The organism is Flavobacterium urumqiense, from assembly GCF_900108015.1.
Classification (GTDB): domain Bacteria; phylum Bacteroidota; class Bacteroidia; order Flavobacteriales; family Flavobacteriaceae; genus Flavobacterium; species Flavobacterium urumqiense.
This window is the reverse complement of record NZ_FNVP01000002.1, coordinates 236985-249610: the sequence shown is the minus strand read 5'-3', so window position 1 is coordinate 249610 and position 12626 is coordinate 236985. Positions and strand designations below refer to the sequence as shown.

Sequence of the window (12626 nt, the reverse complement as noted above, 5' to 3'; positions counted from 1 at the left end):
TATCGCCATAATCTATGATTGTCAATTTTTTTTAATCAAATTTACTCTTTCTCACGACCAAAACGTTCAAACATTTTAATATAAGTATTGAAAGCGGTCCTGTTTTGATTGTAAAATGCTATATCTCCGCTTTCTTTCATGACTTTCAATAAGCCTCTGTAGCGCTCAATATCTGTTATAATATCAATTCCAATACTAGTTTGATCCGATGCGCTTAAGTTTCCGTAGTAATTAAGATTCTCTTTGTATTTCGACATTAATTTTTCTAGAAGTTGTTGCGCTTTTGCTTTTTCGCCAATATTATAATATCCTTCAGCAAATGGCTCAACTAGTGAATAATATCCAAATTTATCCAATGGCATTTTAGTCATGACTAAATCAATGATGTTTTTAGCTTTGTCTTTTTTTCCTTCGGTAATTAACTGATTCATCAATCGGGAAAGATTCATTCTATAAGTAATGCTGTTTCTTCTAGTTTCAGGATCATGATATATGGTTGGACTTTCGCTATTTCCCCAATCCCATTTCATAACGTTGGCGTACATTTTATCCGAATCTATTTGACCCATGTCCATTTGTCCGGCGTCTTTTTTTAATCTCGTTCTTATAGGAACTAATTTATAAACCATTCCGTCTAGCTGAAGATACTCTTTCATCCAGATATAATCTTCGTTATCAAATGCTCCACCGCTGAAATAGATGGGTCTTTTCCAGTTGTTATTAGCAACGATATCAAGCATCATTAACCTATTTTTATACAATGCATTCCCTTTTATGTCTAAATCTATATAAGGAACGATAGAATCATTGTATTTAGCTGAAACAACTTTGTTTTTGATAATCAAATTTTTATCAACAGGAATTCTAACTTTATTTGTTGGATAAAAATGTATCGTCTGTCCATTCTGCATCTCAACGGTAGATTTTGGATTTTTAATAAAATCGATAAAATCTTTTATTTCCCATCGGCTTTCTACTTTTGGAATATGAGCCACATAATCCAGTTTGTCTCCTACGTATTGATCGTGTGTAAATGAAATGGGCAAGGGGTCAGATTCATACGTTTTGGTTTTCATTTGATCAATATACCAATCAGTCATAAAAAGACTCGTATTTACGATTTTAACGTCTGTTCTTATTTTTTCTATTTCTTGGGCGTACCATAATGGGAAGGTGTCATTGTCACCAATAGTGAATAATATGGCATCTTTATCGCAAGAGTTTAAATAGGCTTTTGCCATAGCTACGGCAGTATATTTTCCAGAACGGTCATGATCATCCCAGTTTTGAGAAGCCATTAATACTGGAGCTGCTAATAAACAGGAAGCAATAAGTAATGGACCGGCAATTTTTGGCGCCAAATATTTCTGGGCACTTTCGTAAAGCGCATAAACACCAAATCCTATCCATATGGCAAATACATAGAAAGAGCCAACTAAGGCATAATCTCTCTCGCGAGGTTCAAAAGGTCTTTCGTTTAGGTAAATTTTCAATGCAATTCCTGTAAATAGAAACAGTGCAAGCAAAACATAAAAGCTCTTTAAATCTTTGTTGGCATGATACATCAAACCGATTAGTCCAAGTATAAATGGTAAGAAGAAATATACATTTCGACCTTTATTATTTAACACATCTGATGGTAGATTATCTTGGGAACCTAAATGTAAGTCATCAATGAATTTAATTCCACTAATCCAATTTCCGTCTAAATTGTCGTATTTTCCTTGAACATCACTTTGGCGTCCAACAAAATTCCACATCAAATACCTCCAATACATGTATCCAAATTGATATTCAAACATGAAACTTAAATTATCAACAGTTGTTGGTTTTTCAATAATCAAATAATCTCCGTAACTTTTTAGAAAAGAAACATAACCATCATTATCAATTTGTTTTTGGGCATACGCTTGTCTGAATTCATTTACCGTTTTTTCAACTTCATTTTTCAACTGTGCAATGGCCTTGTTGTATTCCTCTTCAGTTAATTTGCTTGGGTCAATACCATATTTTGATAAATCATCCTCATAAGGATAGTCCGGATTGATTTTGAATGTAGGAGGACTTGTAAAATTCATGTAATTCGCTACATGCTCCGTACTCCACATTCTTGGTAAAATAGTTTTTTGGTGGTCGTCACTATTTTGCTCGGCATTTTTAAAATTATTTGTGATAATGTATTTACCGGTTTTTAAATCTCTTTCGTAGTTAGGCGCTTTGTCTAAGTAAGGATGTTCTTTGTCAAGGCCAGTAAAGGTTTCCGTGTATTGAGGTCCGTAAAATAATGGATTTACACCGTATTGTTCTCTGTTATAATACGCAAGAACTTCCGCTGCATCCGATGGTTTATTTTCGTTAATTACTGTATTGGCATTTGCTCTGATTGGTAACATCATCCAAGTGGAGAACCCAATTAAAATAAACAAAATACAAAGAATGATAGTGTTATAAAAGATCAAACCTTTTTGTTTGGTATATCGCAAACCAAAGTAAAAGAAGGCGATGAATAGTAATGCAACAAAAATAGATCCTGAATTAAATGGCATTCCTAATTCATTCACCATGAAAACTTCTGTCTTAGCAAAAAAGGCCATAGTCAATGGTAGTAACATTTTGAATATAACTAGTAAAATAGCAATAACAACAACATTAGCAATTATAAAATTTTTGACGGTAACTACTTTATAATGTTTAAAAAAATAAAGAAAACCTATAGCTGGTATGGTTAATAAAGCCATAAAGTGAACTCCAAACGAAAGTCCAACAACCAATGAAATGATTAGTAACCATTTATTTCCTCTTGGCGTATCCATGTCTTGTTCCCAACGCAATCCCAACCAAAAAAGTAAGGAGATAAATAAAGAAGCCATGGCGTAAACTTCGGCCTCTACGGCGTTGAACCAAAAACTATCAGAGAAGGTGTAGGCTAACGCTCCAACAAATGAACTTCCAAGAATAACTATTGCGTTGTCTTTGTTTATGTCAGAAAATCGGGCAATTAGCTTTTTCAGTAGCATTGTGGAAGACCAATACATAAATAAGATTGTAAAGGCACTTGAAAAAACGGACATCATGTTGACCATTAATGCAATGTGTTTGTCATCTGTGGCGAACATTGCGAAAAAGGCTCCAATCATCTGGAATAAAGGAGCTCCGGGTGGATGTCCTACCTCTAGTTTGGCGGCAGTTGCAATATATTCTCCACAATCCCAAAAACTCATTGTGGGCTCAACAGTAAGCGTATACGTTACTAATGCTATTACAAATGTAAGCCAACCTATAATCGTATTCCATTTATTGAAATTGAATGTTACCATATTTCAGACTAAAATTTAGTTAAATTTATTGAGTTACAAAGAAAATGTTTTTTTGTCGAATGATGCGAGCATTAACAAAATTTTCAAAAAAAAAATGAAGTTTGGTAACCGATTGGTTTTTAGTTGTTTTGAAATCAATATTTGATCTTTGTCAAAGCGAACGAAATTTTTTTTAAAAAAACGCATTAAAAAATTTGTGTAGCTTAAAATTTGTATTAAATTTGCACTCGCTTAACAGCAATGGAATTGGTCTATGGTGTAATGGTAACACAACTGTTTTTGGTGCAGTCGTTCAAGGTTCGAGTCCTTGTAGACCAACAAAAGCCTCTCATTTTTTGAGAGGCTTTTTTATTGTAGAAATATTTTAGCTTTTTATCTCCTAAAAAAACTAAAGGTGACTTTGAAAGGGAAGAGCGTGTTAAAGCAGTTTTTAAGAAAACTAAATTTTGAAGGTTATTACGGGTTTTATGGTATGATTTACTAAATCTTCACTAATGCTGCCGTTGAAAAAATGCGCCAATCCAGTTCTTCCATGCGTGCACAGGCCGATTAAATCAGCATTCATAGAAGTAGCAAAATTGAGTATTCCATTTTCAATATTTGAATCGTTGAAAATATGCATGGAATAGTTTTTTACTTCAAAATCTTTAGCAAAGTCATTCATTATTTTTTCCGCGGCAATAGTAGTTTTGAAACTATTGGGAGTGCATATCATTACTAAAAATAGATTTGCATCAAAAATTTCGGCGAATTGAATCATTTTTTGAAACGGTTTTTTTATTTCTTGAGAGAAGTCAGAGGCGAAAACGAAATTTTTAGCTTCAAATTTTCCAGGATCTTTTTTTATAACTAGAACAGGAATGTCAGAAAGACGCACTACTTTTTCAGTATTGGAACCGATAACTATTTCTTCAATTCCTGAGGACCCATGTGAGCCCATAATGATTAAATCGATTTTATGTTTTTTGCTGAATGATAATATACCATGTGAAGCTCGTTCGAATTGGACAGTTTCTATAACCGATATTCCGTTCAGAAATGAGCTTTCCTTGATTTTTTGTAATGTTTCGTTTGCTTTTTTGATAAACAGCATCACCTCTGGAATGCCGCTTCCTCCCGAAACAGCATCGCTCATTTGACCAGGTAATTCCAACATGTGCAACAAGAAAATTTCACAATTGTTCTTTTTTGCAATTTGTGCTGCTAGCTTTAAAGCATCCTCGGCGTGTTTTGAAAAATCAGTTGGTACTAAAATTCGTTTCATAATTAAGAGGTTTTAAATTACGGAAAACTACTATTTTATGTCTTATTAAAGATAAGAAATATTTTAACAGTAATTGATTATTTATTTTTATAAAAAAAAACACTATATTTGCACCGTTATTTATTAAAATCTAGATAATGAGGGGACTAAGTGTCCCCTCTTTTTATAAAAAATATGACATTCAAAGAAAAAGTAAATACAGTGCTGGCGGAAGCCCTTTTAGACAAGCCTTCGGTTTTTCTAATTGACTTGATTATTACAGATGCTTTTAAGGTTATTGTGACCTTAGATGGCGATAATGGGGTGGTTCTGCAGGATTGTATAGACGTTAGTCGTGCAATCGAGAATAATATCGATAGAGAAGAACAAGATTTTTCTTTGGAAGTAGCTTCTGTTGGAGTCGGTTCGGCTCTAAAATTTGTGCGTCAGTACAAGAAAAATATTGGCAGAACATTGATTGTTAAGACTGGTTCAGAAATAATTGAAGCAGAATTAGTGGATGCTGATGATGATTTTGTAATTTTGTCGTGGAAAGCAAGAGAGCCTAAAAAGTTAGGAAAAGGAAAAGAGACAGTTCAAAAAGAACTAAAACTGCCTTACGCAGATATAAAAGAAGCAATTGTTACAGTAACATTTTAATTAAAGAATTCGCATGGAAAATTTAGCATTGATCGATTCATTCTCAGAGTTTAAAGATGATAAACTTATTGATCGTGTAACGCTTATGGCAATTTTGGAAGATGTATTTAGAAATGCATTGAAGAAAAAATACGGTTCAGATGATAATTTCGATATTATTATAAATCCTGATAAGGGAGATATGGAAATTTGGAGAAGAAGAGTAATCGTTGCTGACGAGGATTTAGATTTTGAAAACGAAGAGATTACTTTGACAGAAGCAAGAAAAATTGAAGCTGATTTTGAAATTGGGGAAGAAGTTTCTGAAGAAGTAAAATTAATTGATTTAGGGAGAAGAGCTATTTTGGCCTTGCGTCAAAACTTAATTTCAAAAATTCATGAGCACGATAATACCAATCTTTATAAACAATTTAAAGATTTAATTGGCGATATATATACAGCCGAAGTACATCATGTACGTCCAAGAGTTGTAATTTTGGTTGATGATGAAGGAAACGAAATCATTTTGCCAAAAGAAAAACAAATACCTTCAGATTTTTTCCGCAAAGGAGATAATGTTCGTGGTATAATTGAAAGTGTTGAATTGAAAGGGAATAAACCTCAAATTATTATGTCCAGAACTTCAGAGAAGTTTTTAGAAAAATTATTTGAACAAGAAATTCCTGAGGTTTTTGACGGTTTGATTATGGTTAAAAAAGTGGTAAGAATTCCAGGTGAAAAAGCAAAAGTAGCCGTAGATTCTTATGATGACAGAATAGATCCTGTAGGAGCTTGTGTAGGTATGAAAGGTTCCCGTATTCATGGTATTGTTCGTGAATTAGGAAATGAAAATATTGATGTTATCAATTACACCAGCAATATTCAATTGTTTATAACTAGAGCGTTGAGTCCAGCTAAAGTTTCTTCTATTAAAATTAATGAAGAAACAAAAAGAGCAGAAGTGTTCTTGAAACTAGAAGAAGTTTCTAAAGCAATTGGTAGAGGTGGGCATAACATAAAGTTAGCTGGTTTATTGACCGGCTATGAATTAGATGTTATCAGAGAAGGTGATGTTGCTGGTGCAGCCACTGATGATGATGATGTTGAGTTAACAGAGTTTTCAGATGAAATCGAAAGCTGGGTTATCGAAGAATTTGCAAAAATTGGTTTAGATACTGCAAAAAGTATTTTGAAACAAGATGTAGAAGATTTAGTAAGAAGAACAGATCTTGAAGAGGAAACAATTCAAGAGGTAATGAGAATATTGAAAGAAGAATTTGAGAGTTAATCAATTTGTCTTCAACGATAAACATGCCACTTTACAATTAATTCTTGCTCGGTAGGTATCGAGTTGGGAGTAAAGTGAGGAATAACAAAAAAGGTAATAATAAAAAGGTTTTATGTCTGAAGAGAGAATTATTAGAATAAACAAAGTTTTAAGGGAATTGAATATTTCTTTAGAGAGAGCTGTGGATTATCTAAAAGATAAGGGAATTGCTATTGAAGCAAATCCAAACACAAAAATTTCTGATGATGTTTACAATGTCTTGTGCGGTCAATTTGCTGGTGACAAAGGGAATAAGGAGGCTTCGAAAGAAGTAGGGGAAGAGAAAAGAAAAGAAAAAGAAGCTTTGCGTTTAGAGCGAGAGAAAGAAATCGAAGACAAACGTAAACTAGAGGAAGAGCGTCTAAAACAACAAGAAGTTATAAAAGCGAGAGCAGTTATAGCAGGTCCTGTTCAAGTGGGTAAGATTGATCTTAATCCAAAGAAAGCTGTCGTCGTTCCATCTGCAAAAGCTGTTGAAAAAACGGAAGTTCCTGTGGCAAAAATACCTGAGGTAAAACCTGTTCAAAAGGAAGCATTAGCAGAAAAACCAACACCAGAAAAACCTTTGGAAGAAAAAGTTGTTTCAGATAAAAAAGAGGTAAAACCTGTTGTTGGGATTAAAGAAGTAAAAAAAGAGACTGTCAAAGAAGTCCCTGCGGAACCAAAAGTGGTTGCGAAAACCGAAGCTGTTAAAGTTGATGAAGCGCCAGTTGATGAAACCATCACAACGCAATATCAAAAACTATCGGGAACTACTTTAACAGGTCAGATAATTGATTTATCGCAATTCAACAAACCGAAGAAGAAGAAAGAAGAACCAAAAATCACTCCGAATAAACCGGGTGCTCCAGGTTCGGCTGCGGCCAATGCAAATAAAAATAAACGTAAAAGGATTGCTCCTAAACCGGGTGTTCCTAGACCGCCGGCTGTACCAGGAGTTCCTGGTGCGCCAAATCCTAACAAGATTACACCTAATGTAGGTGGCGGTGGATTCAATGCTAACAGAAGTGCAAGACCTGGTTTTGTAAAAGGAAACAGACCTGCAATTGTTGCGAAAGTTGAGCCTACTGAAGAGGAAGTTAAAAATCAAATTAGAGAGACTTTAGAAAAACTACAAGGAAAAGGTGGTAAATCTAAAGCGGCTAAATATAGAAGAGATAAAAGAGATACGCACCGTCAGAAATCTGATGATGAGCAAAGAGCTATTGACGAAGGAAGTAAAACGATTAAAGTTACCGAGTTTGTTACAGTAGGTGAAATTGCAATCATGATGGACGTGCCAATTACTAAAGTTATTGGAACTTGTATGTCGCTTGGAATCATGGTTACCATGAACCAACGTCTTGATGCGGAAACGTTGACTATCGTTGCTGACGAATTTGGTTATGAAGTTGAGTTTATAACTGTTGATATTGAAGAAGCAATTCAAGTAGTTGCTGATAAAGAAGAAGACTTAGTATTTAGAGCACCTATCGTTACTGTAATGGGTCACGTCGATCACGGTAAAACATCCTTACTGGATTATATTCGTAAGGAAAACGTAATTGCAGGTGAGTCTGGAGGAATTACACAGCATATTGGTGCCTACGGAGTAACTTTGGATAACGGACAAAAAATTGCATTTTTAGATACACCGGGTCACGAAGCGTTTACTGCGATGCGTGCGCGTGGTGCTCAAGTTACAGATATTGCTATTATTGTAATTGCGGCGGATGATGATATCATGCCACAAACCAAAGAAGCAATTAGCCATGCTCAAGCAGCTGGAGTTCCAATCATATTTGCTATCAATAAAATTGATAAGCCAAATGCTAATCCTGAAAAAGTAAAAGAAAGATTAGCAGGTATGAATTTACTTGTAGAAGATTGGGGTGGAAAAATTCAATCACATGATATTTCTGCGAAAGTGGGAACTGGTGTGAAAGAATTATTAGAAAAAGTATTGTTAGAAGCGGAACTTTTAGATTTGAAAGCAAATCCAAATAAAGCGGCTTCTGGAACTGTTGTTGAAGCTTTCCTTGACAAAGGAAAAGGATATGTTTCTACGATATTAGTTCAAAACGGAACGTTGAAAATTGGAGATTATATGTTGGCTGGTAAGCATCATGGTAAAATTAAAGCCATGCATGATGAAAGAGGGAATATAGTAACTGTTGCGGGTCCTTCGACTCCGGTTTCAGTTCTGGGTCTTGATGGAGCAGCAACTGCGGGTGATAAGTTCAATATTTTTGAAGACGAAAAAGAAGCAAAACAAATTGCCTCTAAACGTTCTCAATTAATGCGTGAACAATCAGTTCGTACACAAAGACATATTACGTTAGATGAAATTGGACGTAGAATTGCATTGGGTCAATTTAAAGAATTGAACATTATCCTTAAAGGAGATGTTGATGGTTCTGTTGAAGCATTGTCTGATTCGTTCTCTAAATTATCTACTGAAGAAATTCAAATTAATATCATACATAAAGGTGTTGGAGCAATTACAGAAACTGACGTTATGTTGGCTTCTGCTTCTGATGCGATCATTATCGGATTTAATGTGCGTCCTGCTGGAAATGCAAGACAATTGGCAGACAAAGAAGAAATTGATATCCGTTATTATTCTATTATTTATGCAGCTATCGACGACTTAAAAGATGCAATGGAAGGAATGTTAGCTCCGGAAATGAAAGAAGAAATTCTGGGTACTGCAGAGATTAGAGAAATATTCAAAATTTCTAAAGTTGGTTCAATTGCAGGATGTATGGTTATGGATGGTAAAATTGCCAGAAATGCTAAAATGAGAATCATTAGAGAAGGTGTTGTAGTCTTTACAGGAGAATTGTTAGCGTTGAAACGTTTCAAAGATGATGTGAAAGAAGTAGCCAAAGGATACGATTGTGGTATTCAAGTAAAAGGATACAATGACATTGAAGAAAGAGATGTTATTGAATCCTACCATGAAGTAGCAGTGAAGAAGAAATTGAAATAGAATTTCAATATTATAAAACTAAAATCCCGATTCGTCGGGATTTTTTTTATTTTAGCTAGGATTAGAAGTATAAGTATAACGGGAAAGAATTACAGGACGAGCTGGGGCTTAACATGTACGATTATGGAGCGAGAAATTACGACCCTGCTTTAGGACGTTGGATGAACATTGACCCATTAGCGGAGAAAATGAGAAGACACAGCCCGTATAACTATGCTTTTAATAACCCCAATCTATTTTATTGACCCTGATGGAATGCAAGGATGATTGGATAAATTGGATAGGGAAAAACGGACAACAGCACATCACATATCATGAAGGTATTACAACTGTAGACCAAGCTAAAGCTAATGGATATACAACAGCTACGCAAGTCTTCGAAGCAGATGCTGGAAATATAAAAAAAACAGGAGAAGAATTTAATTTTCAAGCTGGAGGTAAATTTTCAGTAAATAGAAGTGGGACAATGGATGTTGCTGATGGTGGATATCAAACAGAAGGCGGAGCGTATATAAACAAAGGCCTGACGGGTTCCGAACAAATTCTTGAGGTATCAAGCGGATTACAAGACAGCGGTGATTCAATTGCACTAGCAGGTTATGGCTTGACAACAAGTGTTATTGGTGCTCCAATTGGTGTCCCTATGGCTATAGTAATACCAAACACATGTTTTATATGGTCCAAATATTATCTTAAAAAATATAGCTATATCCACAGATACTCATTACCTCTTTTTTAGTTGTATTATTCACTACATTAGTAATAAAATCTTCTACCTCTTCCAATGAATTATAAAATTTATTAGAAAACTCTCGTTTGTATTTTGCCCACATTTTTTCAGCGGGATTAAGTTCTGGAGAATATGGTGGCAGAAAAACCAGAACAATATTTTCAGGAATGATTAATCTTTTAGCCTTATGAAACCTTCCATTACCCGATCGCGCAGATATGTATAGTAGTTAGCGCAGTTTTGTAAACTGTGCCCTTAAACAAAAGCCAAGCGAAACAAGAATGCCAACGCTCTCCTAGGTCTATGTCGGGAATGCTGAGTAAATATCTTTGACTTTACACCTGAAACGATGTTTAAAAAAAACAAAAAAGCAACTCGGGTTGCTTTTTTACTTGTTGTTTATTCGTGATTTCGTTTGAATGTTGTAATTTAAAAGGAAGATAAATTTTAACTTGGTTTTATCAAAAGTACATTTTTGTATTTTTTTCTAATGTCGATTAAATTTCGTTCCGCTTCAATACGGGTTTTAAAATTACCAACCCAAACTTTATAATTAGGTGTGTTAAATACTATAGTTCCATCTAGATTAATAAATTCTTGTTTAAAGCTTCTTAATGTTTTTTTTGCATTTTCGCTGTCGCCACTAAATATTTGAATTTTATAACGGTCATTTACAGAGGCTGAAACATTTAATTTGCGCTTTTCGTTCAATAATTGTTCAAATTTAGGGTCTTGATTTACTCTAACTTTAGTGTCTTGAGCATGCATGCAGCAAGATGAAATTATTAAAGTCAGAGTGTAAAAAAATGCTTGTTTAGTAGCTAAAATTCTCATAATGTGATTGTTTTTATGTAAAAATAGTGATTATAGGATGTAATGAAATATTAAATATTATTTAGAATTAATATAAATTGAATTTAAGACTATTTTAAGGTTTTGTGAATAGTTCTTAAGTCGTATTTTTGTGCAAGTTTTAAAGAATGTATTAGTTTTTTCTGAGAGTATTGTTAGAAAAAACCGTACCAATTTTAGTGGATAATCATTATACTATATGAAAAAGGTGGGTAACCATAATTCGATCACAAGAAAATTATATTTAAGCTTAGGACTTACTTTAGTTTTCTCCTTAACATCAATTGCACAAGTTGCGGCCCCAGTGGCGGCAACACCAGCTCCAGCAGATGCTGCTGTTGCGTCAGGTGGTGACCCTGTAAAGGGAAAAGAACTTTTTAATGCGAATTGCGCAGCATGTCATAAATTAGATGCTAAAGCAACAGGGCCTATGTTAAGAGGTATATCTGCAAAGCATGAAATGGCATGGCTTTACAAGTGGATTCACAATAGCTCTGAACTGATAAAGTCAGGGGATGCTGCTGCGGTAAAAGTCTATGAAGAAAATAACAAGTCGGTTATGACTGCTTTTCCTCAATTATCAAATGCTGATATCGACAACATCATTGCTTACACTTCTGAGCCTAAAGAGGTAGCTGCTGCTCCAACCGGAACTGCTGCTGTTCCTGGTACAGCTGCGCCCGAGAATGCTATCTCAAACAATGTGATTCTTGGTGCGTTAGGTTTAGTTATGGCTATGCTGATAGTTATGCTATTCTTGGTAAATAAAGTTTTGTCGAAAGTAGCGAAAGCAAATGGAATTGAAGTTGCTCCAAAAGAGCCTACTATGCCGATTTGGAAAGCATTCGCTAAAAATCAATTTTTAGTGTTGGTCACTTCGATATTTTTACTTTTGACAGGAGCTTATCTTGTTTATGGTTTTTTAATGCAAATTGGTGTTGATCAAAATTATGAACCAATACAGCCGATTCATTATTCGCACAGAATACATGCCGGTAGTAACGGGATAAGTTGTAAATATTGCCACTCTTCTGCTAGGGTTAGTAAACATTCAGGAATACCTTCATTGAATGTTTGTATGAATTGCCACAAAAACATTGCAGAGGTTTCAGATACTACTGCCACTCCGGAATATTCAAAATCTTTTTACGATGGTGAAATCCAAAAATTATATAAAGCAGTAGGTTGGGATCAATCTACTCAAAAATATACCGGAAAAACTGAACCTGTGAAATGGATTCGTATTCACAATTTGCCAGATTTTGTTTATTTCAACCATTCACAACACGTAACCGTTGCTGGTATTGAATGTCAAACCTGTCATGGTCCCGTTCAAACCTATGAGATAATGAAACAATTTTCTCCTCTTACTATGGGTTGGTGTATAAATTGTCACAGAAAAACGGAAGTTAAAATGGAAGGCAATGAATATTACACCAAAATTCATGAAGAACTTTCTAAAAAATATGGTGTAGACAAATTGACTGCAGCGCAAATGGGAGGTTTAGAATGTGGTAAATGCCACTATTAATCAAATTATTAAGATT

9 protein-coding genes, 1 tRNA gene and 1 pseudogene are annotated in these 12626 nt (G+C 34.6%); 7 read left to right on the top strand and 4 right to left on the bottom strand.

Annotation, left to right across the window (positions count from 1 at the left end):
* Positions 1-41: 41 nt before the first annotated feature.
* The gene (locus C4S35_RS04240; protein WP_103998981.1) at positions 42-3317 is read right to left on the bottom strand and encodes a glycosyltransferase family 117 protein; all 3276 of its coding nucleotides are present in this window, start codon (positions 3315-3317) and stop codon (positions 42-44) included.
* A 247-nt stretch (positions 3318-3564) separates the two neighbouring features.
* On the opposite strand from C4S35_RS04240, the gene C4S35_RS04235 reads away from it, so the two are divergent.
* Positions 3565-3635: transfer RNA gene (locus C4S35_RS04235), tRNA-Gln, on the top strand.
* Between the two features lie 121 nt (positions 3636-3756).
* On the opposite strand, the gene C4S35_RS04230 is transcribed toward C4S35_RS04235, so the two are convergent.
* Positions 3757-4581: a universal stress protein gene (locus tag C4S35_RS04230; protein ID WP_103998980.1), complete on the bottom strand. Its 825-nt coding sequence runs from the start codon at positions 4579-4581 to the stop codon at positions 3757-3759.
* Positions 4582-4755: 174 nt separating this feature from the next.
* Between C4S35_RS04230 and rimP the strand changes: the two genes are divergently transcribed.
* From rimP to C4S35_RS15945, 5 genes and pseudogenes are all read left to right on the top strand, one after another.
* The gene (gene rimP / locus C4S35_RS04225; RefSeq protein WP_103998979.1) at positions 4756-5220 is read left to right on the top strand and encodes a ribosome assembly cofactor RimP; all 465 of its coding nucleotides are present in this window, start codon (positions 4756-4758) and stop codon (positions 5218-5220) included.
* A 13-nt stretch (positions 5221-5233) separates the two neighbouring features.
* On the top strand, positions 5234-6487 hold the full coding sequence (nusA, locus tag C4S35_RS04220; RefSeq protein ID WP_073204480.1) for a transcription termination factor NusA: 1254 nt from the start codon (positions 5234-5236) through the stop codon (positions 6485-6487).
* Between the two features lie 112 nt (positions 6488-6599).
* Complete coding sequence (gene infB / locus C4S35_RS04215) at positions 6600-9497, top strand: translation initiation factor IF-2 (RefSeq protein WP_103998978.1); 2898 nt, start codon at positions 6600-6602, stop codon at positions 9495-9497.
* Between the two features lie 65 nt (positions 9498-9562).
* Positions 9563-9755 (top strand): annotated as a pseudogene (locus tag C4S35_RS15950) (RHS repeat domain-containing protein); the annotation flags it as partial.
* The gene (locus C4S35_RS15945; protein WP_103998977.1) at positions 9748-10236 is read left to right on the top strand and encodes a hypothetical protein; all 489 of its coding nucleotides are present in this window, start codon (positions 9748-9750) and stop codon (positions 10234-10236) included. The pseudogene C4S35_RS15950 and the gene C4S35_RS15945, both read left to right, overlap by 8 nt.
* On the opposite strand, the gene C4S35_RS16300 is transcribed toward C4S35_RS15945, so the two are convergent.
* Both C4S35_RS16300 and C4S35_RS04195 read right to left on the bottom strand, forming a co-directional pair.
* On the bottom strand, positions 10190-10447 hold the full coding sequence (locus tag C4S35_RS16300) for a transposase (RefSeq protein WP_103998976.1): 258 nt from the start codon (positions 10445-10447) through the stop codon (positions 10190-10192). The two genes, C4S35_RS15945 and C4S35_RS16300, sit on opposite strands and share 47 nt — an antisense overlap.
* Positions 10448-10674: 227 nt before the next feature.
* Positions 10675-11061, bottom strand: coding sequence for an SPOR domain-containing protein (locus C4S35_RS04195; RefSeq protein WP_103998975.1), 387 nt, complete (start codon positions 11059-11061; stop codon positions 10675-10677).
* Positions 11062-11278: 217 nt separating this feature from the next.
* Here C4S35_RS04195 and C4S35_RS04190 point away from each other — a divergent pair, with 217 nt between their 5' ends.
* Positions 11279-12610, top strand: coding sequence for a c-type cytochrome (locus C4S35_RS04190; protein WP_103998974.1), 1332 nt, complete (start codon positions 11279-11281; stop codon positions 12608-12610).
* Positions 12611-12626: the final 16 nt, after the last annotated feature.

Coding starts and splice junctions, on each gene's coding strand:
- C4S35_RS04240 (WP_103998981.1), bottom strand. CDS start 3,317: ATGGTAACATTCAATTTCAATAAATGGAATACGATTATAGGTTGGCTT.
- C4S35_RS04230 (WP_103998980.1), bottom strand. CDS start 4,581: ATGAAACGAATTTTAGTACCAACTGATTTTTCAAAACACGCCGAGGAT.
- rimP (WP_103998979.1), top strand. CDS start 4,756: ATGACATTCAAAGAAAAAGTAAATACAGTGCTGGCGGAAGCCCTTTTA.
- nusA (WP_073204480.1), top strand. CDS start 5,234: ATGGAAAATTTAGCATTGATCGATTCATTCTCAGAGTTTAAAGATGAT.
- infB (WP_103998978.1), top strand. CDS start 6,600: ATGTCTGAAGAGAGAATTATTAGAATAAACAAAGTTTTAAGGGAATTG.
- C4S35_RS15945 (WP_103998977.1), top strand. CDS start 9,748: ATGGAATGCAAGGATGATTGGATAAATTGGATAGGGAAAAACGGACAA.
- C4S35_RS04195 (WP_103998975.1), bottom strand. CDS start 11,061: ATGAGAATTTTAGCTACTAAACAAGCATTTTTTTACACTCTGACTTTA.
- C4S35_RS04190 (WP_103998974.1), top strand. CDS start 11,279: ATGAAAAAGGTGGGTAACCATAATTCGATCACAAGAAAATTATATTTA.